Source organism: Pseudoalteromonas sp. BSi20652, assembly GCF_000239855.1.
Taxonomy (GTDB): domain Bacteria; phylum Pseudomonadota; class Gammaproteobacteria; order Enterobacterales; family Alteromonadaceae; genus Pseudoalteromonas.
Genome location: NZ_BADT01000107.1, coordinates 1 through 26,812 on the forward strand (window position 1 = coordinate 1; position 26,812 = coordinate 26,812).

Here is a 26,812-nt window from a genome sequence, read left to right on the forward strand (position 1 = left end):
AATATTCCGAATTCGTAGTATGTTTCCTAAAATAGAACAAGAAAATTTACCTGACGGATTATTCCCTGCATTTTGGTCATATGATCCTGACTTTTTGTTTTGGCGAACGGCAAATCGCATCGAAATTGATTGGTTTGAATTTCATGGTAAAAATGGATCGTGGTTAAACGGACTCGCTTCTCACTATCACTATGCTCATGTTCCCAATATATTTGCAAAAGATGACTCTAGCTATAAAAGTTACAAAGCATATGGAGGAGAGCTAACCGAGCAAAAAAGTAAAATTGAAGGTGGTCTTGAATTTTGGGATGGACAATACCACACTTGGGAATTTGTCATTAATAATGACATAACCTATATAAATGTAACTATTAAAGATGAAGCAGGAAACGATAAATGGGTTGAAGTCGGGCGTGTTCCAACACCTCCTACTTATCTTGAAAGACTCGATCTTCAAGTTGACTATGCATTAAAGTATGACTATTTCCTTGAGCCATCGCCTGAGCAAACAAGCTTCACCATAGACTCTATTGAAGTACTACAAAAAACATCAAACATAATGAAAATCCCAAAACCCTTTACCAGTAGACCTATTATTACAGGGGAGAAAACAGTTGGTGGCACCATAACTTGCCAAGCTAATTTACAAGATATTACAGATATTCGTTATTATTGGTTTGCTGATGGTTATCCGTTAACATACACAGCAACTAATACTTACGATATTACGAGTGAAGTGTCCGGCAAAGAAATTCGCTGTATGGTCAAAGCGGTTGGCGCACTTAACATGCCAGAAGCCTGGACTGAGAAAGTAGCTATAGCACAATGATATAACGGCGTATAGGTTATATCAGAGCTTGTATATTTGCTTACACAAAGTAGACAGCTATCGATTCTGTAATTTAAAAATCTAAATAACCTATTCAATAAAATTCAACCATAAGTACAGTTATGCTTCATGGTTGAAGTTTTAACACTAAGAATAATTTCACACCATAAAAAATATAAATCGCCTACAGGACAAAAAGGCTCAGACAACACTTCCCGCTCAGCGAGCGTTCCAATCTCTTACAGCTACAGAGTTAGAAAAAATTATTGATAACATTATTAAGGTAAAATCCAATAACCAAGCAATCGAACTCTTTGCACACATTATAAAATATAACGATTTGCCAAAAATAAATTTAACTCAAGTAATAATCCAGCAACTAATATTGACGAGTTTTATATATCTGACCGTCCATAAAGCCCAAGATCTTACCAAACGCATACCGAACTAGATTTAATAGTAGATCTATGGATTAACCTAGCATCAGCACTAAATGAACATCAGAAAAATGCAGCTCGATTTATGCTTTTGACAGGCATACTGCACCACTACACTTTTATAAGGTGGTTACCTGCAATAGTACTAACAGTAAATGCATTAGTTATTTATGATTAGAGCCACTATTTAGCCTCGCTAATTAATGTTTTATTGTATTCGCGAAATTATGCACTTTCTTAATATAGATCAATTGATCTTAACCAATTGTCTTCTTTAAATTTACCTAGCAAACGTACCTGTAATCAGTTGGTCATATTATTCATTTAGTATTTATTTAAAATAAAATTCTAGACTGAGTAATGAAGACTTTTAAAAGCCCCCTGCCATCGAATTTAAATATTTCTTCTGAACAAAGCGATGTAAAAAATGTTGTCAGCCATATTCGTAAATTCATTAGTCGTCGAACCAATAATACAGATGACGTAGACGACCTAGTGCAAGAAGCTCTATTGAGAACATTAACTAGGAATGACACATCAGAAATTGAAAACTTTCAGGCGTATATAAATCAAGTCGCAAAGTCCGTTATGTATAGTGATTGGCAAAAAAATAAACGCCAACCAAATAATGCAGAAGATATTGAGCTTTTTACAAATGATAATAGCGACCCAGAGGCGCAGTCTATTACAGAGCAAAAGCTTGAACTTGTTAAAAATGCCTTGCAAGAGTTACCACCATTAAGGCGAAAAGTATTTAAGCTTCGTCGTATTGATGGATTAAGTCGCGAAGAAATTAGTCTACAGTTAAATATCAGCCAAGAATCTGTAAAAAAACATATTACGCGCGCAATGATACAAATAACGCTTCACATAGAAAAAAATCAATAAAAATGTCCCCTTTATTACACTTTTACGCTCTTTATATTTAATCAACGCAGGTTAGGTTTTTTAATGAACGAACAACGCTTAGAACAGGCAGCAGATTGGGTAGATCGAATTAATGATTTAAATGATCATGACCGTGAAGAACTATTGCTTTGGTTAAAATGCACAGAAAATAAGAATGCATTTAAAAAAATAGCCAATATATTTGGCGACCCTGCTGTTAAACAAGCTCTACACATTTATACTGAACAAAATAGTTTATCGACTCCAATAATTACGCCTAATGCTAAACGCTCGAGGACTTTCTCTATGCTCGCGTTAGCAGCTAGTTTTAGCGCTATTGCTTTTGCAGTGTACTGGCTTGCTATATCTCAACAGGCATTTACACCAACACCTATTGCAAAAACAGCAGTTAAAACTAGCCTGCCTCAGCTTTTAAAAGCACATTTAGGTAAACGTGTATCGCAGTTATTAGATGACGGTTCATATTTACACTTAAATGCAGATAGTGAGTTAACTGCGCACTTACTACCACACTCTAGGCAAATCGAATTAAAAAAAGGACAGGTTTTTTTTGATGTAGCCAAAGATAAAACACGGCCATTTATAATAAATACAGGACAGGCAAGCATTAAAGTACTGGGGACTTCATTTGATGTAGAGCGCAATAAAGATGAAGTAGTGGTAACTGTGTACGAAGGCAAAGTAGAAGTGTCGGCTTTAGATAAAGTGATATTAACTCCCTCTCAACAAGCTGTTATAAAAAATGGCCATATAACTGTAGATTATAGCCAACAGTTAGCACAACTCCCTGCTTGGCGAATGGGTTGGATTGATGCAGAAAAAGAACCTCTAATCAGTGTAATTAAGCAATTGCAGCGTTACAGCCCTATGGTAATTAAAGTAGATAACACACTAAATAATACACTAATTAGCGGACGATTTAATCTAGAAACGCCGCAACAAAGCCTTATGCTAATTGCATCCACTTACAACTGGAAAGTAGATAAGAAGAACAACATACTTCATTTAACGTTACCTTAAATGAGTAAAAAATATGACCGTATTACTTTGATTAAATTATTATGCTAAAACAGATATGTACGTTAAGTAACAGTATTTTAGTGTACTTTTTTATCGGTGTTAGTTGTTTAACAACGTTGCCTATTGCAGCAAAAAATATAAATACCTTTATTTATATACCAGCGGGGTCTCTCAGTGACAGCTTAAGAGAAGTAGCAAATGCATATGCAGTCTCTTTTAGTAGTAATCCTTCACTTATCAACGACAAAACTACGTCCATCTTAGTGGGCGATCATACACTTGCTCAAGCACTGGATTTTTTATTAAGAGGCAGCGAATTAACATATGAAATTCAAGATAATGGTTTTGTTATTTTTCAAAAAAAATAATAACCAATAACGTAGTTCTTGAAGAAATAACAGTAAAGGGTATTCGCTATTCATTAGCTAGCTCACGAAATTTAAAACACAATAATAAAACGATTAGTGAAGCAATTTCAGCACAAGATATTACCGATATTCCCAATACTAACTTGGCCGAGGCCTTACAGTATATTCCTGGCGTAGCGATTACTCGCGAAGCAGGCGAAGGTCGCCAAGTATCAATACGAGGTAACTATCCTGATTTTAGTTTGGTGACACTCAACGGCATGCCTGTGTTAGCAAATAATGATTCGCCGATGGATAGCCGAGTGCAAAAACAGCGCGATCGTTCTTTCGACTTCAATATTTTACCTGCCGAACTTTTTAAACAAATCCATGTAATTAAAGCATACTCCGCCGATAAAATTGCAGGTGGAATATCTGGAACAATGGCATTACAAACTATAAACCCTTTAGATAATGAGGGATTTAAATTTATTATTACCCCAGAAGTTGGCTACAACGACTATGTGGGTACAGGCGCAAAACGCTATTCAAGCTTAATTTCTAACACGTGGAATAATTGGGGGGTACTTGCAAGCGTTGCATACACAACCAGAGAGTCGTTAGAGCAAGGTGCTAATACATTTCGCTGGCGTAATATCGCAATAGATGGGGCTGATCTCTCGGCTTTAACCCAATCACAAGCACTGCATTTAACTCAAGGCGATTATATAGTTCCTCGCGGTAATCGGTACTCGGTATGGCAAGCTACACAGCAACGATTTGGGGCAAACCTATCTGTAGAGTATAAAAATGAAACCACCCATTTTGATTTTGATATGCTCTCAGGGTTTTTAAAAGGAGAGAGGCATGAATATCATTTATACCCTAGAGGGGATCAGTCTACGCCTATAATTAAAGGGCTAACAACAATTACAGACATTCAAGCGAATGAAAATAATGAGCTAGTGTATGCACGTTATAAAAATGCACGAGTCGCAACCGAAAGTAGAACCCAAGAAATAAATACGGCATATCAGCAAAGTGTGCTATCACTTACGCAACAAGTGGATAAAAATTGGAAAGTAAGCGCCATATTAGGAAAAGAACAATCAAAGTATGACATTCCTTACAGCAATAAGATTTATACCCAAGGTATAAGTGACGTTACAGTTGATTATCGTAAAACTCCATTTTATGCAGATATTAACTACAGTGAGAATTTAAAAAATCCTACAATGTGGCAAATGCATCATGGTGATATAGAACAATACAATTCAAATAGTGAGTACACTTTCGCAAAATTAGATTTTCAATATGACATTAATAGTTTAATAACCCTTCAATTTGGAGTTGATTGGACTCTGTTTGAAAATAAAATGTATAACGCACAGCAAAACGACATTTTTTTTAATAAATTAACTAATACACCACAACAATTAACTGACCTTCCTACGTCGTATGTTTCATCGCAAAATGCACATAAAAATCTACAATGGTTAAAAATAAACACTAATGAGGCACTTAAACTTTATGGCATCGACCCATATAACATACAAAATAATAGTTCATCAATCACCACTGAAGCCGAGCATATACAAGAATATAGCAGAGGAACTTATACTTTATTAAGCACAGAGCAAACACAATGGGAAGCTCATATAGGTTTGCGTTACCAATCAGAATCTATAACATCTCACACTCAAGCCCCTTACTCTCCTATTTCATATAGCCTTTGGCTTCCAACTTTTAATGGTTCATATTTTATAAATGATAAGTGGCGATTACGTGCAGGGCTTTCTAAAAACTATTCAAAACCATTACTGAACTCACTAAGTTTTGATGGATCAAACGATACCCCAAACAGTACAAACTATACATTTAACTCAAGTCTAAAACCTTACTTGTCTTATAATACTGATATTTCCTTAGAAGCTGATTTTAGTAGTCGTAGTACGTTTAATATATCACTCTTTTATAAAGATTTAGATGATTACATAGTTACTACACAAGTCCCTTTATCAGAAATATCACAGTCCACAACCCCCGATATTAATAACCTTTGGCTAAGTAATGCAGAAACTGCTTATCAGTGGGGAGCGGAAATAAGTTTAAATTATTTAATACATAATTCTGACTGGGGTATCAACCTACAAACAACGTACAATAAAGGCAAAGTCACGTATTATGACTCAAATAATGGCTCAGCTGTATTTAAAAAAACCTACCTTTTTTATCTAAAATAACCGCCTCAAGCATGATCTTTTACGATCACCCTAAGTTCAATTTTAAACTAGGCGCTATTTTTAGAGATAAATATTTAGTACGAGCAGGCAGTCTTTTGCTCGATGAAAACGAAACTGGGTTTATGCCGACGGTTTATTGGGATGCAAACCTAAATTATTATTTTTCTGATCATTGGAAACTTAAATTTAGCGCATTTAATCTCAGTAATGAACAAGAGCGACAATACAGTAACTCAACACTAAGAGCCTACAACTCAACCACAAGTGGTCGCACTTATTACTTGGGGTTGAGTTATCAGTATTAGATAATCTCCCCCGTTTTTAGATCAACGCTAAAATTCTCACCTTGGGTATGCTTACTAAATTTTGCCATTACTTTTATTAACAAAGCCAAGTATTGCTGTATTTGCGTATCTGCTTTACATGTCGATTGAGCTAAAAACTCATTTAGTTCTTGATAAGTAATACGCTTTTGAGGTTTTATACCTGCAGTTACATCGCCATTTCGTAATAAATAAAAATCTTGAAGCCATTCTTTTGTTGATAAAGCTTCAAGTTGAATTAGCAAATTAGGCGAGACTTTATTTAAACACTGCATATTTATAAACCAATCGGCTAAATAATGATGATTATTTAGCCATGCCACTAAATTTTTTGGCCAATCGCGTTTTAAAAAACGCTGACTAATGAGTCCAAATAAATGCTGTTTAGTAAAATCACCATAACTTTCTGAGCTCAAAATAGTACGGTCAAAATTACTAAGATTATGTTGATTACGATATAGCCATTCCTTTTCATATAAACCAAATAAATCATTAAAACCAGGAACATCGTCTAATGTATGAGTACTTACCAATGCGGTTTGCTTAGCTGTGTTTAGCTCTGCAACCTTATATGCAGCTTTATAAGCAGCTAAACTTGGCACTTGTACATTAACTAACTGAGAATCCCGATTACTTGTTACCAACGCAGTATCATTTAGATGCATATGTCCTGCAAAATGTAGTGTTAATCCTGTATCTGCAAGTATTTTTGTTGTGCTAGGTGTAGGCACTCTAGGTAGGGAAAAATGGCCACGACTAAACACTTTATGTAATTCATCATTCGCACTATCGTAAAACTCTCCCATTGGAAAGTGGCTAAATGCGATCAGTGTTTTGTTTTGCTCTTTTGACCTTTTTACAACCGTTTTTATCCACTTTAACAGTAAAGGCTTTGCATCAATTAAAGCATTATAGCCGGCACTAGACGAACCCTTAAAAGTGAGTGGCGAATTTTGCCATTGTGGTTCATACACATTGGCATCTATTGCCATTAACCAAACACCTTTTATGGGCTCAACTAAGTAGCTCGCATCTGGCATCGTTATACAATGATTAACATCATTAGGGTCACACCATATAAACTCTCGGTTTTTAAAAGGTGTTTCATATAGCACGTCACTTTTATGTTTGCTAAATCCAAAGTCACTAAGTGTGCTTAATATTTCAGTGTAACCCCAGTTTTTTAAACCATCATCACATACAGATTGCTTAGTCATACACTTTTCATGTTGATAACTATAAACGCCAAACTCTTTACCTTGAGCCGTTAAGAAGTCAGCTTTACCTGCCGCAGTTGTAAATGGCTTTACGGGATCATGATTGCCCGGAATCGCAAAAAAACGCATCCCATATGTTTTTTCATAATGGTCTAAAATACGTGCTAGTGCCCGTACATTAATAGGTTGGCCATCATCAGTAAAATCACCTGGTAAAACGACTAACTTAATTTCTTTTTCTACTAGCTCATCTAATACATGTAAAAAAACAAAATAATTTTCATTGAAAAGTCGCGTTGAATGAAGCTGCGCATACATACTTCGCACCAGTAATGGTTGCTTTGACCCTGCATCCTTTGGTAACTCTATATTGTCTGTATTATGTAAATTAGCAAAAATATCATGTAGATGAATATCAGCTAAAAATGCAACTTTAACCGTCTCCACCTTCACTGCACTTTTAACCTCGTAGTACGAGGTAGCACTCACTTTAAATGTAATACATAACCCAATCCATAGACCTAACCACACAGCTTTCACTCTAATCATGATGGTTTTACCCAGTTTTCACTTAACTTATTATTTAGAGCAGCGTAATCGGCAAAAGGGGACATAAAACTTTATAAACATGCTTTTCAATTATGAAGCTTTTATTAAATCCATATTTTTGTGTCCCCTAATTTATGAATGCCCGCTCTTAGATAGCAAACTCAAAAATTGAGACATGCTATGCCACTTTTTATTTTTATTATATTTGTAGGTTATGTAACTAGCATTAACGCTATGCCATTAAATACCTTTCAAATGATTGGCTCACATAACAGCTATAAAAAAACATTAAACGTAGGCGTTAAAAATAAATTAAATACGCTAAGTCCTAAACTAATGGCCCGTATTGATTACGGTCATTCTTCTATTATTAAACAGTTAAATAGCGGTGTTCGCCATTTAGAAATTGACGTTTTAAAAGACCCTAATGGTGATTTATACATAAAACCTTGGGCTAATACTTTAGCAACTACCCCTTTATTTAATGAGTTAGAAAATAAGCAATTAGCGACTCCTGGATTTAAAGTAATGCACATTCCCGATATTGATGTGCAAAGCCATTGTGTATTGCTTAGTGGATGTTTGAATACACTCAAAGCATGGTCAGAAGCAAATCCGCAGCACTTTCCTATTGTTGTAATGCTCAATGTAAAAGAAACGCGATCTGATTTAGTTCTGGGCAATAATCCACTTAAATTTACACCGAGCGATTATTATTTACTCGATAAAGTAATTCAAAAGTCATTACCTAACTCATTATTCACGCCCGATAACTTACGTAAAATACCGTTATCTTTAAACCAAACAGTCGTTAGGTTTGGGTGGCCAAGTACACGCTCCTTGGCTGGTAAGTTCATATTCTTATTTGATGGCAATACACAGCAATCGGCACTTTATAAACAAAATAGGCCTTCGTTAAAAGGGGCAAGCATGTTTGCCAATTATGATGAAAACCAGCCCGAAGCTGCTTTTATGATTGTAAACAATCCTACGCGCGACTTTTATAAAATTCAGCAACTTGTATTGAAAGGCTACATGGTGCGCACCCGCGCAGATGCAACCTTAAGTGCAACCAGAACACAACGAACAATCCAATTTAATGCCGCGAAAAATAGCGGCGCACAAGTAATTTCAACCGACTTTATACCAGGCTCGCCACAACAGGCACGCTTTAACTATGTTGTGCAATTTGATGACGGTCATTTAGTACGCACGAACCCTTTTATTAATAATCAACTTTAAATTAAAAACCAAGGAAGCATCATGTTAAACAAACCATCACGTACACTTTTAGCGACTGCTATAATGAGCACATTGGGTATTTCAAACTATCTACATGCAGAGCAAGGTGTACAAACAGAAGTAGAGGAAATAGTTGTACAGGGTTATCGCAACAGTTTGTTAAAAGCGAAAGATTTAAAACGAAACTCTGTAGGCGCACAGGACTCTATTGTTGCTGAAGATATTGCTGATTTTCCGGATCTAAACCTAGCTGACTCACTACAACGAGTGCCTGGCATTGCGATTACCCGAGAAGGTGGCGAAGGCCGACAAATTTCATTACGAGGTTTAGGGCCAAACTTTACACAAGTACAACTTAACGGTATGGAGGCTTTGGGTACGTCTTCTTCGGCAATGGATAGCCGAGGCTCAGTAAGCAGATCACGCGCTTTTGATTTTAACATATTTGCTTCTGAGTTATTTCAGCGTGTTGATGTGAAAAAATCCTTCTCTGCCGAAATGGATGAAGGTGGTATAGGTGGAACTGTTGGACTTCATACAGCAAAACCATTTGATTTTGATGGTTTTAATACTGCAATATCAGGTCAACTTGGTGACAATTCACAAACTGATGATATTAGTCCACGTTTTGCAGCTCTGATCTCAGATACTTGGGATGATAAATTTGGCGCATTATTTTCAATTGCATACAGCAAACGTGATGTAAATGAGCAAGGTTACAATACGTATCGCTGGCGCAAAAAAAATGCTTCAGGCTCAGATATATCTGAATTATCTGAGGAGTTACAAGATAAAATTAACAACTCAGACATTAGCTTTTCACGCGGTAGTCGCTACTCATTATTTGAAAACCAACAGGAGCGCTTAGGAACAACACTTGCCCTGCAGTATCGCCCAAGTAATAACCTTGAATTTGGTTTTGACGCTCTATATGGTGAACTGAATAATGACCGCAGTGAATACCACTTACAAAATAGAGGCTCTAGTTCAACAGCTATTGGTTGTACTGGACCGGCTTATAACAACGAGCAAATATGCTCAAAGCTAACAACTCTTGAAATAAATGAAAATAACGACGCTATTTATTCGGTATACGAAGACGCCGCTATTCATTCAGAAAGTCGTCGCCAATATGCTGATACTCAAATAAGTCAGTTTGTATTAAATAGCGATTGGCAAATTACAGAAGATTTAAATATGACCGCCCTAGTTGGGCGTTCAGAAACCAAGTTCAATACAGGCAGTGTTAAAGTTTACCTAGAAACATTTGGCGATGAAACTATTGATTATCGCAAAGATGCTTATTATGGGGAAAATACATACGGGTTTGATCCTACTGACAGTAGTTTATTCCGCTATCACGAAATTGATATATCTGAAGAAGAAATCACCAATACATTTGACTCTATAAAATTAGATTTTAATTACACGCTTAACACTACTTCAAATATAAAGTTCGGTGTATCTAATAAAAAGTTTGAAAGTGAAAACGGTGAAACTAAATCTGATAATGTTAACCGCAGCAATTGGGAAAATGGCATACTTAATGACACCATAGATCCAAGCCTTACATTTACAAATACCGCGCACAATAAACAGCAATGGGTAAGTGTCGATGTACTAGGCACCCTAGCAAGTATGAATATCGATCCTAATTTAGATAATCCTGATTTTACCGATAACGTACAAGAAAAAACCTTTGGTGCTTATTTGCAATACGAAGCTGAATGGGAATTAGGCTCAGGTTTCTTAATGGGTAATGCTGGTGTACGCCATTACGATACTAAAACCAACGCCATAGGTTTAATAAATGGAGAAGTAGTTGATGTTGAAAACACCTACTCAGGGCTATTGCCTGCTATAAATTTAGTTTGGGATAGTAATAACAGTTTAGTACTGCGTGCAAGCTATGGCGAAAATCTCACCCGCCCTTCTCTCGGTGCATTAGTGCCAACAGGCGTTGTACAAAATGATGCCACATCAACCAATGGCCTAAGTATCAGCTCAGGAAATCCAAACCTTAAACCCTACGAATCAGTTAACTTCGACTTTTCAGTCGAGTACTATTTTGAAAACATTGGGTATGCTGCCATAAGTTACTTCCATAAATCTATCGATAACTTCATTATCACCGAAACATATGATATTCCATACAGTCAAACCGGATATCCTCTTAGCTTTTTAGGCGACGTAGACGAAAACGGTAATCCGCAAACAGCAAATACTGTTTTTACTGTTATTCAGCCACAAAACTTAGATGAAAGTGATATTAGTGGCTGGGAACTCGCTTTTCAACGTGACCTAGACTTTTTACCAGCTCCGTTTAATAACTTAGGTGTTATTGCTAATTATACATTTGCTGATGGTGAAGCGCTGTACCGTAACGTGGGTAATTCAGGTATTGATCAATATAAATCATTCCCTGGCCTGTCAGAGCATTCAGGTAACTTTACAGTATATTACGATTCTGATTCATGGGGCGCACGCGTTGCAACAGCTTATAGAAGTGACTATATTGCATCGGTACAAGCCGGTAACGGTGATGAAGACGAAAATGGTTTTCATGCCAGCACATACATAGATGCATCAGCCTTTTATCAGGTTAATGAAAAGCTAAAGCTCACTATAGAAGCCAGTAATTTGACTAATGAACGAGAAGAGCAATATTCAGACTCCAATGATCGTTTGTACAATACGACGGTTAATGGCCGTACTGTTTATTTAGGTGCCAGTTATCGTTTCTAAATTATAAAAATGAGGCTCTACTTTTATGTGGAGCCTCTAAGCACACTAAGTTACAAACCTCGCGCCGCGATTTAACCGCCCCTAGATTAAGCAAATTTCAATCCACAAAAGTCAGCACACCCTAATTATTTTTTAGATATTCGCCTAAAAAAATGACTTATAAAAATAGATAATCCAATTAATCGAACTCCCTCTTAAAATAAATTATCAGGTACCGGCTACTGACGAAGTACGCTAAAGCAGTAAAAAAAATCACTGTAGACTCAAATCACTTTAGCTATAGGTTCTATAAGAGTGTCACACCCACTTTACTAAAAAAATAAAAGATACTATGATGTTTTTTTAACTCGTAAAAAGCAAATTTAGATACACAGATGTCTTTTTAAAGGTTCTATTATTTATTATTAAGCGAAGGTAATGTGCAGCTAACCTTTGCAGAGCATCTAAAAGAACGTCGCAAAAAAGCAAAAATGTCACGCGAAGCGTTAGCTAAAAAAAGTACGGTACCTGCTTCTACAATAAAAAAGTTTAAAGTTACTGGGCTCATTTCATTCAGGCAGCTATTACTTCTATGGCAAACTCTTGACGATTTGACCCGTTTATATGAATTAACAAAAGCGCCAACTCAAGGTAAGAATGCGCCAACGTCTATCGAACAGGCATTAAAGCGTTATTAAATAATATCGATTCAAAGATTATGGTAGTTTGTGTTTTTAATTTTTAGTTAATACAATTTGTCTTAAGACAGTTTTTAAGATACTAACCAAGTACTTCCGAGTCACATAAAATCGTAGCACAAGCCATAGCAAAAAAAGTAACAGACTGTTTTTAAATACTTTAATTGAAAACCTTATAACTATCGCAATAAATATTGCAGTTAATGTATGTCTTTAACAACGAAATTATTGAGTCAATTCGTCTTTTAAAAACTGAGTCTTAATACAACAACACCTAACAATGCCGTAGTTAATCCTACAACTTCTTGGCGTGTAAAAGACTCTTTTAGAACGATGCGAGAGTACAATAAAATAATTAAAATATTCATTCCGGAAATTGCCGAAACTAGCCCTGTATTACCAATTGTAAAAGCCGATATTATTGCAACCATACCTGCTACATTAGTTAAACCAATAAGTAACCCGCACGAGAATGTTTTACCAGCAGACCAATACCCTTGAGAATTGCCTTGCTCTGCTAGCATTTTTTTGCGCTTTACTAACCAACTAACGGCAAAAAGGAAGCTACCAAATCCGAACATAGACGTTAAAGTTGCAAACGTATCAGCCTCAAGGAGTGTTGATTGCTTACCCATTAAGTCATTAAATGCAAAAGATAATGCAGCAAGTAACCCCCATTGCGCGCCTTGTAGATTACTTAATGAAATATCGCTGGAATAGCGGATAATATAAAGCCCGCCAAAAATGATAAAAAAGCCGATTAATTGAATAATAGTTAGGGTTTCTTGCCATAATAAAAAGGCAAACATAAGAACAAATAAAGGCGTTAACCCCGATAGAATACTAATTAAAGATGCCTTCCCAACCGAAAACCCTTTATGCAAAAAACCATTAGCTGCAAAAGATCCAAAACCTAAAGCGAGTCCGACAGTAATATCTGGCCAGCCATACCATGTATGTTCAAATATCACAGTACCTAGCGCGCTGATTATGAACCCTACAAAAAAAACACCGAATAATAACAGGTTACGGTTAATTTTTTTCTGCGATGTCCATTGGTACATTATTCCTCGTGCACCAAAAAAAACGGTGGCGAGTAATGCAAAAATTATCCACATAACTAAAATGATTACCTTTAAAAACAACAATAGAGTAACCGTGATGAGCGCTCTAACAATACATGTTAAATTTGAAAGACTAGTATATTCACTTTTTTGATTTTATAAATAAACATTACTGACAACATAGGTTTCATAAATAGCATGTTCTAAGTTAATGCCCTCATTTAGCAGGGTTTTTACAATGTGCCAAGGCCTTTTGCATCGTTAATACTTTCACCCTTCTTGTTTTTCATATATTAAAGCTACTTGCGGTGCATCATAACGCGGGGATAAAAGCATTGAATAAATAACGGGTGACATGTGGGTTCCATACACAAAACTGGGTTTAAGCCAGTTAAATACAAATACATAAACACAAGCGCGGCAATATAAATACAGATTATAATTTACATTTAATCGAGATCACAAAACTGCAACCAAACTGGTTTTTAATAAAATTAGGATTTTTCACTTAAAACGCGTATAATTCGCGCCCGTTAATATTCACACTTTTACTTAAAATTATTGGAGCATAAAGATGGCTTTAGAACGTACTTTTTCAATCGTAAAACCTGATGCAGTTGCTAAAAACCACATTGGCGCTATCTACAACCGTTTCGAATCTGCTGGCCTTAAAATCGTTGCAGCTAAAATGGTTCACCTTTCACAAGAGAAAGCTGAAGGTTTCTACGCTGAACATAGCGAACGTCCTTTCTTCGGTGCTTTAGTATCTTTCATGACATCTGGTCCAGTAATGGTTACAGTTCTTGAAGGCGAAAACGCTGTTCTTAAAAACCGTGAAATCATGGGTGCTACTAACCCTGCTGAAGCACTAGCTGGTACTTTACGTGCAGACTACGCTGATAGCATCGACGAAAATGCTGTTCACGGTTCTGACGCTGTTGAATCTGCTGCTCGCGAAATCGCGTACTTCTTCGCTGACGAAGAGCTTTGTTCACGTACTCGTTAATTCGAATTCGTTAACATATTGAAAAGGGCTTTCGGGCCCTTTTTTAGTCATTACGTAAAGTATTAATCAGTAAACTAATGATGTTTTACTTAATGATTAAAGTGAGTGAATTGTGTACAATTCGTCCTCGTAAATTTTATCTCCACCGTCACCGATTGAGGTTGTTTCATGACCGAGCAAAAAAAGATTAACTTATTAGATTTAAACCGAGAAGCAATGCGCGAGCTATTTGCATCGTTCGGTGAAAAGCCGTTTCGTAGTGACCAGGTGATGAAATGGATCTATCATTTTGGCGTAGATAACTTCGACGATATGAGCAACGTAAACAAAAAGCTCAAAGAAAAGCTCAAAGCTGAGTGTGAAATTGTAGCGCCAGAAATAACCGTTCGCCAACAAGCAAGCGACGGTACTATTAAGTACGCACTTATTCTGGAAGGCGGCCAAGAAGTAGAAGCTGTTTGGATCCCTGAAAAAGAGCGCGCTACGTTATGTGTATCATCACAAGTGGGTTGTGCGCTTGAATGTACTTTTTGTTCTACTGCTCAACAAGGCTTTAACCGTAACTTAAAAGTATCTGAAATTATTGGCCAAGTTTGGCGTGTAGCTAAAGATATTGGCCTTGATGGTCATAGCGAAAAGCGCCCAGTAACTAACGTTGTAATGATGGGTATGGGCGAGCCTTTACTTAATCTTAAAAACGTAGTGCCAGCAATGGAGCTAATGATGGACGACTGGGGCTTTGGTTTATCTAAGCGCCGCGTAACATTAAGTACGTCAGGCGTTGTACCTGCGCTTGATTTACTAAAAGAAAAAATTGACGTAGCACTGGCTATATCACTTCACGCACCCGATAACGCATTACGTGATATTTTAGTACCCGTTAATAAAAAGTACCCTATTGAAGAATTTTTAGCGGCATGTCGTCGTTACATCGATGGCTCTAAAGCGAATAAAGACGTAACTGTTGAATACGTTATGCTTAACGGTATTAACGACAGCACCGATCAGGCGCATGCATTAGTGCAAACGTTAAAAGGTACTCCTTCTAAAGTAAATCTTATTCCGTTTAACCCGTTTCCGGGTAATGAGTACACTCGCTCAAGCAATAGCCGTATTGACCGCTTCTCAAAAGTATTACAAGCTGCGGGTATTACCTGTATTGTTCGTCGTACTCGCGGTGACGACATTGACGCCGCTTGCGGGCAGTTAGTCGGTGACGTAGTTGACCGGACGAAACGCTTAGCTAAAAAGAAAATGCGTGACGATAACGCGATTTCCGTTAATATCCACCAAGCATAGTTTTTAGTTAAGAAACCCTAAAGCCCTCATATTAAATCGTTTATTATTAAATAATTGATGCAACATGAAGGCTTTTAGGTAAGATAGGCATTATGGATAAAAATAAAGAGATAAAGTAATGCGAACCATACTTGCTATAACACTCTCGGCAATCACTTTAAGCGGCTGTGTTAGTGAAAGTAGTTATAACGGCAGCAATAAACCCGTCGTCGAAAATAAAATTAATAACGCTGGCGCAGCGCGCACTCGAATTGCTTTAGCACTACAGTATTTAAAAACGGGTAATAACTCTCAAGCAAAATATAATTTAGAACGTGTAGCTGAATTTGCCCCTAATTTACCTGAAGTACACTACTCTCTTGCTTATTACTATCAACAAGTAGGTGAAAGCACGCTAGCTGATAAAGCCTACCAAAAAGCGCTTGAAATAAAGCCAGACGATCCGAATACACTTAACAACTATGGTGTATTTTTATGTGGTATTGACGAATACGACCGTGCAACTGATCAATTTTTAAAAGCCATCGAAGTACCTTCTTATATTCGTGTTGCCGAAAGTTACGAAAATTTAGCCTTGTGTGCTATTGAATTTAATGATTTTGAAAATGCAGAGAGTTACTTTAAGCAAGCACTTAATCACAGTTCTCAACGCTCATCTACGCTGATAAGTTTAGCGGCGTTATTTTATGCAAAAAGTGATTTACACAAAGCCAGTGAACTTTTAAAACGTTATGAAGATACAGGCCGAGTATCTTCTCGTGCATTAATGCTTAGCTACCTTGTAAAAAATAGAATGGGCCGAATAGAAGATGCTGAAAAAATTTCTAGCACTATTTTACAAACTTACTCTGCAAGTAATGAAGCCTTAGCGATAAGAGAACAAAAAACACGCTTTAATGAGTTTGAAATACTGCGAGAAAAATACCGAAAAGCGCAGCTTGATGAATTAAAAAATGATGCAACCGGCGCTCACATAAGCTCAAAGCCTAAAATAAAAGTAGTTAGAAAAAAGCGTCCTTCACTAGACGGCTCAACTAGCTTAGTAACAAACAGTGATAAAAAAACAACTCAAGATGCAAACCCAGTTATTGCAAGAGAAGAACAAAATACAACAGGCAATGTAGCTGATAAAAACGAAATTGTAATAGCAAAACAAGTAACAGATCAAAAAGTAGTGGTACCTAAAGTAGAGGTACCTAAAGTAGATGTACCTAAAGTAGTGGTCCCAAGCAAACCTACCGATACATCGGCTGTTATGCTTGCACTTACTACTGAGCACGACTCTGCAGTTCCCATAGTAGCAGCTCCTGAAAAAGCTAAGCCAGTTTACGAACCTCAAAAAGAAGCTATAGCAGCAAAGCAACCAGCTAAAGCAGATGACGAAGTAACAATAATCTCGTTCGGCGCCCCTAAAACAGCCCAGTTTAATTCGCAGCAAACTAATAACTATAGTAATTCAGCTCCTGCAGATACAAATCAAAAAAACAGTAGCGACGTGGTATTCTACGAAGCGACTAAAAATACAACTGTATTTGAAAACAGCAACTATCAAAATGATGCTGATATTGAATTTAAAAGTTATGAAGCAGTACAAAAAACAGAGCTCCCAATGCTTAATCCTAAAGTATCGCCTCTACGCGTGCCATTTCACGTAATTGCTGTTGGCGAAAACCTATTTAGCATTTCGGTGCGATACAATGTTAAACTACAAAAGCTCCTGCAATGGAATGGTCTAAAAGAGTCGGATCGGGTAATGAATGGAAGTAAAATATACCTAAACGATCCAAATATTTATTACGAAATTAAAGCTGGTGATTCCCTTTACGATATTGCTACCCAGCGGCATGTATTAATTGATGAATTAATGCGATGGAATAAATTAAGTCCTGATATAGCGCTTACGCCAGGACATAGACTTTTACTAGTGGATCCAGAATCATACTTATTATGAATGAAGAAAATACGCAAACACAGAGCGAACAGCCAACTGTAGGCCAAATACTAAAAAATCACAGAGAGCAAGCAAACGTGAGCATCGCAACTATTGCTGCACCGTTAAAGCTGTCTGAACTTCAAATTAAACGCCTTGAAAATGATGAATTTACATTACTCGGCCCTATCACTTTTGTTAAAGGCTATATAAAAAACTATTGCCGTGAATTAAAAGTAGATAGCGCACCTATATTAGCAATGATGCCAGCCCCACCAGAGCCGGCTAAACCCGCTAATATGCAGAGTTTTTCGCGCCGAACAGAAAAAGAAGCAAACGACAGTCGTTTAATGTTTTTTAGCTATTTAATTTTAGCGATTGTTATTGGCTCATCTGCTTTATGGTTTTGGCAAAACGCGACACCGATTGAAGAGCAAACGAGTAACATAAACGTTGCGAACTCAAAAATGAGTGAGCGCCAAGCCGCTCAACCCAGTATTTCAGAGCAACAGCAACAAGCCGAAATTGACAACGAATCATTATTAGAATCACGAAGTACACCTAGTGAAACATCAACAAACCCAGAAGCAGTTACAGAAACGACTCCTATTGCCTCTAACAACGCAAGCCAAGAAGATGTTAGCAGTACAATTGTTATGAACTTTACCGACGAAAGTTGGGTTGAAATTTACGACGGTGAAGGCGAAAAAATAGCATTCGGCGTTAAAAAAGCAGGCTACATTATGACCGTAAGCGGAACGCCTCCTTTTTCAGTTGTGCTTGGTAAGCATGACGCTGTAGACATTACTTTAAACGGCGAACCTGTAGATGTTTCTGCATTCCCTAAAAACCGTTTAGCCAAATTTACATTACCACTAGCAGAGTAGTCGCTATGTTTTCAGAATCTCCAATTAAACGCAGAAAATCCACCCGTATCAATGTAGGTAACGTACCTATTGGTGATGGTGCCCCTATTGCTGTGCAATCAATGACCAACACCGATACTATGGATGTTGATGCGACCGTTGCACAAATACAAGCAATACAAAATGCAGGTGCCGACATAGTCCGTGTGTCAGTACCAACAATGGATGCAGCCGAAGCGTTTAAAAGTATAAAAGAGCAAGTAACGATTCCGCTAGTTGCAGATATTCATTTTGATTACCGTATTGCCTTAAAAGTGGCAAAATATGGCGTTGATTGTCTGCGTATAAACCCAGGTAATATAGGTAGTGAAGAGCGTATTAGAGCCGTAGTAGACTCAGCACGCGAGCACAACATTCCTATTCGTATTGGTGTAAATGGCGGTTCACTAGAGCGCGACTTACAAGAAAAATACGGCGAACCAACACCAGAAGCCTTACTAGAATCAGCAATGCGCCATGTAGATATATTGCGCCGCCTTGATTTTGACCAATTTAAAATATCAGTAAAAGCGTCTGACGTATTTTTAGCGGTAGGTGCATATCGCTTACTCGCTAAAGAAATAGACCAACCACTGCATTTAGGTATTACCGAAGCGGGCGGCATGCGCTCAGGCTCTGTTAAATCTGCAGTAGGTTTAGGTATGCTTCTTGCCGAAGGTATTGGCGATACCCTACGAGTGTCACTTGCAGCCGACCCGGTACAAGAAATTAAAGTAGGCTTTGATATCTTAAATTCATTGCGAATTCGTTCGCGTGGAATTAACTTTATTGCCTGCCCTAGCTGCTCACGTCAAGAGTTTGATGTAGTAAGCACCATGAACCAACTTGAAGAGCGCTTAGAGGATATTATCGAACCTATGTCAGTTTCGGTAATTGGCTGCGTTGTAAATGGACCAGGTGAAGCGCTTGTGAGTGATATAGGGCTTGCCGGTGCAAATCGTCGTTCTGGTTTGTATATAAATGGCGAGCGTCAAAAAGCGCGCATTGATAACAACAACATTGTTGAGCAACTTGAAGGTTATGTACGCGACTTTATTGCTAAAAGACAAAAACAAACACCGATTGACATAAAAATAGTCGAATAAATACCGTATAAAGCGCCAAACAGCGGTGTTTGGCGTTTACCTTTATGACCAGAGCGCTATAATAGCGGGTCAATTTTTAGCATTCTTGTTGTGTAAGCATTTTTTATTACACATAAACAGCATTTAGGATTTATCAGTGGCAAAACAAATTCAGGCAGTTCGCGGTATGAACGATTGTCTGCCGGGCGATACACAAGTTTGGCAGAAAGTAGAAAGCATTTTACGCGAGACAGTAGCATCGTTCGGTTATCAAGAAATTCGTTTTCCTATTGTAGAATCAACCGACTTATTTAAACGCTCTATTGGTGAAGTTACCGATATAGTAGAAAAAGAAATGTACACCTTTGCCGATCGCAATGGCGACTTATTAACACTTCGCCCAGAAGGCACCGCAGTATGCGTACGTGCTGGCAACCAAAATGGCTTATTATACAACCAAGAACAACGCCTTTGGTACATGGGTCCAATGTTTCGTCACGAGCGTCCGCAAAAAGGGCGTTACCGTCAGTTTCACCAATTTGGTTTAGAAACATTTGGTATTGCTACAGCAGATATAGACGCAGAAGTTATTTTATTAACAGCGCAACTATGGGAAGCCTTTGGTATTACTGACCACGTTCGTTTAGAGCTAAACTCTTTAGGGTCTAACGAAGCGCGTGCAGATTACCGTGATGCGTTAGTAGCCTACCTTGAGCAACACATTGATGTGCTTGATGAAGACTCAAAACGTCGTATGTATTCAAACCCATTACGCGTACTTGATAGCAAAAACCCAGACGTACAAGCAATTTTAACTGATGCACCTAAATTGTCTGAAAACTTAGATGCTGAATCAAAAGAACATTTTGAAAATTTATGTGAACGTTTAGACGCTGCTGGCGTCTCATATACGGTTAATGAAAAGTTAGTACGTGGTTTAGACTACTACAACCGCACCGTGTTTGAATGGGTAACCGACAGCTTAGGCGCACAAGGCACTGTATGTGCTGGTGGTCGTTACGACGGCTTAGTTGAACAACTTGGCGGCAAAGCAACGCCAGCAGTTGGTTTTGCAATGGGTCTAGAGCGCTTAGTGTTATTACTACAAGCGCTTGAGTGTGTAGGTGACATTCGTCGTAATGCTGATGTATATTTAGCAGCAATGGGCGACAAAGCAAGCATTCAAGCTCCTGCAATTGCAGCGCAACTACGTAAAGACGTACCGGGTTTACGCGTTATGGTGCATGCGGGCGGCGGCAACTTTAAAAAACAATTAAAACGTGCTGATAAAAGCGATGCACTTGTTGCAGTGATTATTGGTGAAGATGAATTAGAAAAAGGCGTTGTGACCATCAAGTATTTACGCGAGCGTAAAGAACAAGTCACATTAGAATTAGAACAAGCTAAAGCGCTATTAGCTGAGCTTATTAACGGCTAAGCGAACATTAGAGGTAAGAATGGATATTTATTCAACAGAAGAACAACAAGCAGAAGCCATTAAACGCTTTTTCCGTGAAAACGGCATTTCACTTACACTAGGCATACTTGTTGGCCTTGGTGGCTTATATGGCTGGAAAGCATATAACCAAAACCAAATTACTACCGCTGAAAAAGCATCAGATTCATATACAGCGCTTGTTGAAAGCGACGATGTATTATCTTCAGCTGATGCGTTTATTAGCGAAAATAAAGACACAAACTACGCAACACTTGCTGCATTTGTTGCTGCAAAAGACGCAGTAGAAGCGAAAAAACTAGACGTAGCAAGCGAAAAGCTAAGCTGGGTTGTGTCTAATACGCCAAATACAGAATTAAAAGCAATTGCGATTACACGTTTAGCACGTGTTCAAATTGCGCAAACTAAATATGACGATGCATTAACAACATTAAATGCACCATTACCTGAAGCGTTCAATGCAAACGTGGCCGAGCTTAAAGGCGACATTTACACTGAGCAAGGTAATAAAGATCAAGCACGTACTGCATACCAAGCAGCAATAGATGCGGGTGGATTAACAAGTAACCCACTATTACAAATTAAGTTAGATGACCTAGCAGTAACTAGCCCAGCGGCATAAGGTTTTAGGCATGAAAAAATTTACAGCAGCAGCCCTTGCCCTATGTATGGCAACACTGATGGGTTGTTCATCAAGTGATGATGAAGATGAACTAGTACTTCCTGAAATTGTAAACCAATTTGAAACTGACGTTGTTTGGCAAGAATCTGTAGGTGATGGCGTAGAGCATTATTTTTCTCGTTTAACACCCGCAGTTTACAAAGATACTGTATATGTTGCTAGCCGCGAAGGCCAAGTAGAAGCGCTTTCGCTTGATAATGGCGATACAAAATGGGAAACCGATGTACGCCAAGATTTATCGTTTTGGCCTTGGGCTGACAACGGTAATGCAAAATTATCAGGTGGTATTTTGCAAGCCTATGGTAAAGTTTATATTGGTTCTGAACACGGCTTTATTATTGCTCTTGATCGCGAAACTGGTGAAGAAGTTTGGCGTAAAAACGTACCAGGCGAATCTCTGTCTAAACCAACAGCAGGCGATGGCTTAATATTTGTAAATTTAGGCTCTGGTAAATTGTTAGCCCTTCACCCAGATACAGGCGAAGAGCGTTGGAGCTTTGAACAAGAAGTTCCACCACTAACATTACGCGGACAAAGCTCGCCAACCGTTGCTAACGGTGGTGTATTAGTTGGCCTTGAAACAGGCAAGCTAAGCGTATTAATTTCAGACAGTGGTTACTCAGCATGGAGCGCAGAAATTGCGGTTGCTAAAGGCGCATCAGAATTTGAACGCCTAGTTGACGTAGACACTCAACCACTTATTAGCGGTCCATACGCTTACGCTATAGCTTACAACGGCAACTTAGCCGCTGTAGATATTCGCTCTGGCAATGTTGTATGGAAACGCGAGTACAGCAGCTACCGCGAAATTGCGATGGATGCACAAACAATTTATTTAGTAGATAGCGATGGTGTTATTTACGCATTAGATAAAAATTCAGGTATTGAACGTTGGAGCCAACCCGCTCTACGTGGTTGGTACCTAACAGGCCCTGCAGTTGCAGGTAGCCACTTAGCTTTAGGCGACCAAGAAGGTAACCTACATTGGCTAAATAAAGAAACTGGCGAGCTAGTATCTCGCGAAGACTTTGACAGCTCAGGCTTTTTTGTTGAGCCAGTTGTTGCCGACGATAAGCTAATTTTATACACCCGTGATGGTGAAGTTAGTATGGTAAAAATACCAAACTAACTGACTGCTATTAGTATAACCTGCTAATAGTTAATTATTTTTTGTAAGGCTTCGCTCTGCGAAGCCTTTTGTTGTTTTTTAAAGAGGTAGTTTATGCTTCCCGTGATCGCTCTAGTTGGGCGACCCAATGTGGGCAAGTCCACATTATTTAACCGTTTAACACGTACTCGTGATGCACTCGTAGCCGATTTTCCAGGTTTAACACGAGATAGAAAATATGGCCAAGCTAGTTACGATGGCTATGAATTTATCGTGGTAGACACGGGCGGTATTGATGGCTCAGAAGAAGGCATCGAAATCGAAATGGCAGATCAATCTCTGCTAGCTATTGAAGAAGCCGACATTGTTCTGTTTTTAGTAGATGCTCGTGTAGGTATGACCGTAGCTGACCAAGCAATTGCTAATCACTTGCGTAAACAAGATAAAAAGTGTTTTGTTGTTGCCAATAAAACCGATGGTATTGATGCAGATTCAAACTGTGCTGAATTTTACCAATTATCATTAGGTGAAATTCATCATATTGCTGCATCGCATGGCCGTGGTATTACGTTATTACTTGAGCAAACACTTCAGCCGCTTATTGCTGAATTAGCTGCACAAGACGAAGACGTAACAGGCGATGACGAAGAGCTTATTAATCTTTACGAAGAAGATGAAGACAGCGATACCGATCATCAGGCATTTGCAGACAAACCTGTAAAGCTTGCAATTATTGGTCGTCCTAACGTTGGTAAGTCAACGCTTACAAACCGCATACTAGGTGAAGAACGAGTAATTGTATACGACATGCCAGGTACAACACGTGACTCTATCTACATTCCGATGACGCGAAATGAAAAAGAGTATGTGTTAATTGACACCGCCGGTGTTCGTAAGCGTAAAAAAGTAAGCGACGTAGTTGAAAAGTTCTCTGTAATTAAAACGCTTCAAGCAATCGAAGATTGTAACGTTGTGTTATTGATTGTTGATGCTCGCGATGGTATTTCAGATCAAGATTTAAGCTTATTAGGCTTTGCGCTTAACTCAGGTCGTTCATTGGTAATTGCTGTGAACAAATGGGATGGCTTAGACGATTACGTTAAAGATCGTATTAAATCAGAACTCGATCGCCGTTTAGGCTTTATTGACTTTGCGCGCCTCCACTTTATATCTGCACTACACGGTACAGGTGTTGGTCATTTATTCGAGTCTGTTGACGAAGCGTATGAATCAGCGACTAAACGCATAAGTACTGCAATGTTACGTCGTATTATGGACATGGCTCAAGCCGATCACCAGCCGCCACTTGTTCGTGGTCGTCGTGTTAAGCTCAAATATGCGCATGCCGGTGGTTATAACCCACCACGTATTGTTATTCACGGTAACCAAGTTAAAGATTTACCAGATAGTTATAAACGCTACCTGATGAACTATTACCGTAAAGCGCTTAAAATTATGGGCACCCCAATCAAAATCGAATTTAGAGAAGGTGAAAACCCATTTGCTGGTCGTGTTAATAAAGTAACACTGTCGCAAAAGCGTAAAATACGTGCATTTGCTAAAGAAAACCGTAATAAATAAATTTGTTAAAAATTAGTTTATTGCAATAAAAACGGCGTACTTTTTAGTACGCCGTTTTTGTTTTAATATGTGATTAAGAGTTACAAACCAAGTAAAGCTAAGCGCACTAAGTTCTCCACCGTGGCTTCATGCGCACTTTTATTTTTATTAGTTGGCGTAAACCTAGAAGCAGGTGATTTAATAGTTATAAACCCATGATTGGTGGCCATCTCATTAGCTAACAGTTTACGCTCTCGAAGTGTTAGGTGATTTTCGTGTATTTTTGCCAGCTCGCCGCTATCAAGCCATATGCCTGCACAGCCTGGGCATTCGTCTATTTCGACAGCCTTTACTGGCGAAAAATACCTGCGCATCATCACAATGCTTATGCACTTTGGACAATTAATTCGTAGCGATACATCGTATTCACTCTCGATATGATCACTCAAATATTTAAGTAATACCTGACCGTGCTTTAACTCTGGCGAGCTAAACTTAAAAATTTGGCTGTTATCAAAAAATACGCCGCCTTGCGCTGAAGTGTAAACAGTAATCCCGCCAATTAATAACGGCTCAAGAGAGGCATTTGTACGTGGGCATAACATTCTAAAAATCCTTTTTATTTTAATACCTAGCTTACGCTACTTTACTCAAGCGCTTTATGAATAAGCCCAACAAGCGGCGCAGGCAATATAATATTACCTGTAAGTACAAACTCATGGGCTTCATCTGACATTTTTTGCCACGTGCGGCGAATAATACCAATCCATTTTTCTTCATTGTAATCTGGTTTTGCACTAGCAAACCCAAGCATGTAGTGTTCAATAAACACCAAACTTGCTACATCTTCTACTAATTGGCTATCTGGGTTACGTTTAATATTTTTTTTAGCGACCGCATCGAAAACACGGTTTTGCTCAGCCTCACCGTAACCAGCTTGCTGCATAAGCGCAACCACACTGCTAGCATGAAATATATAAAGAGCACTGCGCCATTGATGATAACCCTGTTTGTTCATTTCAAAGTCACTACGTGGCGACTTCCAACGCTGAATATGCTGTGCACGCACTGCAATTTGCATGAGTGCATCGGCATCAGGTTTAAAACGAGTTAGCATTTCGCTCATACGCAAGCCGTATAAGCTTTCTTTTGGAAAGCTTTGCCCATTGTGCTGCTCAGTATTTGGGTCTTGGTTGTTTGCTTCATCAATTAAGGTAATTACTTTATTAAACATGACGGTCATTTTTTATAATAAGTTTTAATCATTCTAAACGCTGATAAAACAATAAACTAGTACGCCAATCAGTTACGCAGTGAAATTTGTTCAATCAAAAAGTAAAACCAAGAGTTACAGGTTATAAAAGTAAGCGCATTAATAAAGTTAACTTGTTATTATCTTAGAAACAAAAATAACATATGTGCGTAAACTAATAAAAATCAACGCGCTAAAAATGAGAATAATATGTTTAAAAAAGTATTTTAGCTATTTGCTTAGCTGTTACATCGCTACCAAGCTTAGCCGACAGTAACAGTGATTTAAAAACCATTATTGATAACCACTGGCAAAATGCAAAAGCCGAAAAAATATTCTTTCGTACCGACCCAGACGGCTGGAAGCCAAATGGTACATTACCAAATTGGACCGAACAAGCCATTGCAAAGCGCCAAGCTTACAATAACAGTGTAATAAAAAGCTTAAGTAAAATAGATCCTAAAACGCTGAGCAGCTCGCAACTAATGAACTACCGTTTATTTAAATACGAGCGAGAAACAGAGCAGCAAAGCTACCTTTTTCAAGATAAGTATTTTCAGGTTAACTTTTTAAGTGGCTGGCATACCTACTTTGCCGAAGCACCGGCTAATATGGCATTTTTAACACCTGATGATTACAACGCATTTTTAGTAAGCCTTGCCGACTACCCTCGCTTTAACCAAGAAAACATTAACTTGATGAAGGAAGGAATTGAACTGGGGTATACGCACTACTGCAAAACATTTGAAAATTACAGCCAGAGCATTAACGCTCATATTGTTAAGCAACCTGAAAACAGTGCCTTATACGAGCCCTTTACACGTATACCAAATACGTTTACAGCAGAGCAAAAGGCCACATACCAAAACAAAGCAAAGCCTAATTAGCTCAAAGTAGTCCCGGCTTATCAGCATTTTTACGACTTTT

The 26,812-nt window shown here is 38.2% G+C and carries 22 protein-coding genes and 1 pseudogene; 19 read left to right on the forward strand and 4 right to left on the reverse strand.

Translation table 11 applies throughout. The features are described from left to right. From P20652_RS08860 to P20652_RS21350, 6 genes are all read left to right on the forward strand, one after another. Positions 1-829 (forward strand): hypothetical protein (locus P20652_RS08860; RefSeq protein WP_237707121.1); only part of this gene is annotated, 829 nt, incomplete at its 5' end. A 797-nt stretch (positions 830-1,626) separates the two neighbouring features. Continuing rightward, a complete protein-coding gene (locus P20652_RS08855) occupies positions 1,627-2,154 on the forward strand; it encodes an RNA polymerase sigma factor (protein ID WP_237707122.1) in 528 nt (175 codons plus the stop codon). Between the two features lie 63 nt (positions 2,155-2,217). Further along, entirely contained in the window at positions 2,218-3,195 is a 978-nt protein-coding gene (locus P20652_RS08850) for a FecR family protein (RefSeq protein ID WP_008168929.1), read from the forward strand. Positions 3,196-3,236: 41 nt separating this feature from the next. Next, positions 3,237-3,563 (forward strand): STN domain-containing protein, encoded by a 327-nt coding sequence (locus tag P20652_RS19505; RefSeq protein ID WP_083832860.1) that lies wholly within the window; start codon positions 3,237-3,239, stop codon positions 3,561-3,563. A 41-nt stretch (positions 3,564-3,604) separates the two neighbouring features. Beyond that, positions 3,605-5,785 carry a TonB-dependent receptor gene (locus P20652_RS18115; protein ID WP_272941824.1) on the forward strand — a complete coding sequence of 727 codons (2,181 nt, stop codon included), beginning with the start codon at positions 3,605-3,607 and terminating at the stop codon, positions 5,783-5,785. 11 nt (positions 5,786-5,796) lie between these two features. Beyond that, positions 5,797-6,090: a TonB-dependent receptor gene (locus tag P20652_RS21350; RefSeq protein ID WP_050548206.1), complete on the forward strand. Its 294-nt coding sequence runs from the start codon at positions 5,797-5,799 to the stop codon at positions 6,088-6,090. Here P20652_RS21350 and P20652_RS18120 read toward each other — a convergent pair. Next, positions 6,087-7,874, reverse strand: coding sequence for a metallophosphoesterase (locus tag P20652_RS18120; RefSeq protein ID WP_008168934.1), 1,788 nt, complete (start codon positions 7,872-7,874; stop codon positions 6,087-6,089). The two genes, P20652_RS21350 and P20652_RS18120, sit on opposite strands and share 4 nt — an antisense overlap. A gap of 180 nt (positions 7,875-8,054) precedes the next feature. On the opposite strand from P20652_RS18120, the gene P20652_RS08845 reads away from it, so the two are divergent. From P20652_RS08845 to P20652_RS08835, 3 genes are all read left to right on the forward strand, one after another. Then, positions 8,055-9,116 carry a Ca2+-dependent phosphoinositide-specific phospholipase C gene (locus P20652_RS08845; RefSeq protein ID WP_008168935.1) on the forward strand — a complete coding sequence of 354 codons (1,062 nt, stop codon included), beginning with the start codon at positions 8,055-8,057 and terminating at the stop codon, positions 9,114-9,116. Between the two features lie 21 nt (positions 9,117-9,137). Then, positions 9,138-11,861, forward strand: a complete 2,724-nt coding sequence (locus tag P20652_RS08840; protein ID WP_008168936.1) for a TonB-dependent receptor — start codon at positions 9,138-9,140, stop codon at positions 11,859-11,861. 419 nt (positions 11,862-12,280) lie between these two features. Continuing rightward, the gene (locus P20652_RS08835) at positions 12,281-12,538 is read left to right on the forward strand and encodes a helix-turn-helix transcriptional regulator (RefSeq protein WP_008168937.1); all 258 of its coding nucleotides are present in this window, start codon (positions 12,281-12,283) and stop codon (positions 12,536-12,538) included. A 245-nt stretch (positions 12,539-12,783) separates the two neighbouring features. Here the strand turns inward: P20652_RS08835 and P20652_RS08830 are convergent, their stop codons facing one another. Then, on the reverse strand, positions 12,784-13,656 hold the full coding sequence (locus tag P20652_RS08830) for a DMT family transporter (RefSeq protein ID WP_008168938.1): 873 nt from the start codon (positions 13,654-13,656) through the stop codon (positions 12,784-12,786). Between the two features lie 520 nt (positions 13,657-14,176). Between P20652_RS08830 and ndk the strand changes: the two genes are divergently transcribed. The 9 genes from ndk (at position 14,177) to der (ending at position 24,654) form a co-directional block, all read left to right on the forward strand. After that, positions 14,177-14,608, forward strand: a complete 432-nt coding sequence (ndk, locus tag P20652_RS08825; protein ID WP_007377442.1) for a nucleoside-diphosphate kinase — start codon at positions 14,177-14,179, stop codon at positions 14,606-14,608. A 168-nt stretch (positions 14,609-14,776) separates the two neighbouring features. Beyond that, on the forward strand, positions 14,777-15,907 hold the full coding sequence (locus tag P20652_RS08820) for a bifunctional tRNA (adenosine(37)-C2)-methyltransferase TrmG/ribosomal RNA large subunit methyltransferase RlmN (protein ID WP_008168939.1): 1,131 nt from the start codon (positions 14,777-14,779) through the stop codon (positions 15,905-15,907). 118 nt (positions 15,908-16,025) lie between these two features. Further along, on the forward strand, positions 16,026-17,858 hold the full coding sequence (gene pilW / locus P20652_RS08815; protein WP_008168940.1) for a type IV pilus biogenesis/stability protein PilW: 1,833 nt from the start codon (positions 16,026-16,028) through the stop codon (positions 17,856-17,858). Further along, entirely contained in the window at positions 17,855-18,724 is an 870-nt protein-coding gene (locus P20652_RS08810; protein ID WP_008168941.1) for a RodZ domain-containing protein, read from the forward strand. The genes pilW and P20652_RS08810 overlap by 4 nt, the downstream gene beginning before the upstream one ends. 5 nt (positions 18,725-18,729) lie before the next feature. Further along, positions 18,730-19,848 carry a flavodoxin-dependent (E)-4-hydroxy-3-methylbut-2-enyl-diphosphate synthase gene (gene ispG / locus P20652_RS08805; protein WP_008168942.1) on the forward strand — a complete coding sequence of 373 codons (1,119 nt, stop codon included), beginning with the start codon at positions 18,730-18,732 and terminating at the stop codon, positions 19,846-19,848. Positions 19,849-19,984: 136 nt separating this feature from the next. After that, on the forward strand, positions 19,985-21,265 hold the full coding sequence (hisS, locus tag P20652_RS08800) for a histidine--tRNA ligase (RefSeq protein WP_008168943.1): 1,281 nt from the start codon (positions 19,985-19,987) through the stop codon (positions 21,263-21,265). 19 nt (positions 21,266-21,284) lie between these two features. Next, a complete protein-coding gene (locus P20652_RS08795; protein ID WP_008168944.1) occupies positions 21,285-21,905 on the forward strand; it encodes a tetratricopeptide repeat protein in 621 nt (206 codons plus the stop codon). Between the two features lie 10 nt (positions 21,906-21,915). Next, on the forward strand, positions 21,916-23,094 hold the full coding sequence (gene bamB / locus P20652_RS08790) for an outer membrane protein assembly factor BamB (protein ID WP_008168946.1): 1,179 nt from the start codon (positions 21,916-21,918) through the stop codon (positions 23,092-23,094). 93 nt (positions 23,095-23,187) lie between these two features. Next, complete coding sequence (gene der, locus P20652_RS08785; RefSeq protein ID WP_033017497.1) at positions 23,188-24,654, forward strand: ribosome biogenesis GTPase Der; 1,467 nt, start codon at positions 23,188-23,190, stop codon at positions 24,652-24,654. 80 nt (positions 24,655-24,734) lie between these two features. Here der and P20652_RS08780 read toward each other — a convergent pair whose 3' ends face one another. Continuing rightward, positions 24,735-25,238, reverse strand: a complete 504-nt coding sequence (locus tag P20652_RS08780; RefSeq protein ID WP_008168947.1) for a zf-TFIIB domain-containing protein — start codon at positions 25,236-25,238, stop codon at positions 24,735-24,737. A gap of 41 nt (positions 25,239-25,279) precedes the next feature. Beyond that, positions 25,280-25,867 (reverse strand): DUF4202 domain-containing protein, encoded by a 588-nt coding sequence (locus P20652_RS08775; RefSeq protein WP_008168951.1) that lies wholly within the window; start codon positions 25,865-25,867, stop codon positions 25,280-25,282. A 242-nt stretch (positions 25,868-26,109) separates the two neighbouring features. Between P20652_RS08775 and P20652_RS18125 the strand changes: the two are divergent. After that, positions 26,110-26,812, forward strand: a pseudogene (locus P20652_RS18125) (DUF885 family protein); the annotation flags it as partial.

Bases quoted from the DNA above. Each gene is read 5' to 3' on its own strand.
- P20652_RS08820 (WP_008168939.1), top strand. From the start codon at position 14,777: ATGACCGAGCAAAAAAAGATTAACTTATTAGATTTAAACCGAGAAGCA.
- ndk (WP_007377442.1), top strand. From the start codon at position 14,177: ATGGCTTTAGAACGTACTTTTTCAATCGTAAAACCTGATGCAGTTGCT.
- P20652_RS08840 (WP_008168936.1), top strand. From the start codon at position 9,138: ATGTTAAACAAACCATCACGTACACTTTTAGCGACTGCTATAATGAGC.
- pilW (WP_008168940.1), top strand. From the start codon at position 16,026: ATGCGAACCATACTTGCTATAACACTCTCGGCAATCACTTTAAGCGGC.
- P20652_RS08845 (WP_008168935.1), top strand. From the start codon at position 8,055: ATGCCACTTTTTATTTTTATTATATTTGTAGGTTATGTAACTAGCATT.
- P20652_RS08830 (WP_008168938.1), bottom strand. From the start codon at position 13,656: ATGTGGATAATTTTTGCATTACTCGCCACCGTTTTTTTTGGTGCACGA.
- P20652_RS08775 (WP_008168951.1), bottom strand. From the start codon at position 25,867: ATGTTTAATAAAGTAATTACCTTAATTGATGAAGCAAACAACCAAGAC.
- P20652_RS08850 (WP_008168929.1), top strand. From the start codon at position 2,218: ATGAACGAACAACGCTTAGAACAGGCAGCAGATTGGGTAGATCGAATT.
- P20652_RS19505 (WP_083832860.1), top strand. From the start codon at position 3,237: ATGCTAAAACAGATATGTACGTTAAGTAACAGTATTTTAGTGTACTTT.
- P20652_RS21350 (WP_050548206.1), top strand. From the start codon at position 5,797: ATGATCTTTTACGATCACCCTAAGTTCAATTTTAAACTAGGCGCTATT.
- P20652_RS08855 (WP_237707122.1), top strand. From the start codon at position 1,627: ATGAAGACTTTTAAAAGCCCCCTGCCATCGAATTTAAATATTTCTTCT.
- ispG (WP_008168942.1), top strand. From the start codon at position 18,730: ATGTTTTCAGAATCTCCAATTAAACGCAGAAAATCCACCCGTATCAAT.
- P20652_RS08780 (WP_008168947.1), bottom strand. From the start codon at position 25,238: ATGTTATGCCCACGTACAAATGCCTCTCTTGAGCCGTTATTAATTGGC.
- P20652_RS08795 (WP_008168944.1), top strand. From the start codon at position 21,285: ATGGATATTTATTCAACAGAAGAACAACAAGCAGAAGCCATTAAACGC.
- der (WP_033017497.1), top strand. From the start codon at position 23,188: ATGCTTCCCGTGATCGCTCTAGTTGGGCGACCCAATGTGGGCAAGTCC.
- P20652_RS18120 (WP_008168934.1), bottom strand. From the start codon at position 7,874: ATGATTAGAGTGAAAGCTGTGTGGTTAGGTCTATGGATTGGGTTATGT.
- bamB (WP_008168946.1), top strand. From the start codon at position 21,916: ATGAAAAAATTTACAGCAGCAGCCCTTGCCCTATGTATGGCAACACTG.
- P20652_RS08810 (WP_008168941.1), top strand. From the start codon at position 17,855: ATGAATGAAGAAAATACGCAAACACAGAGCGAACAGCCAACTGTAGGC.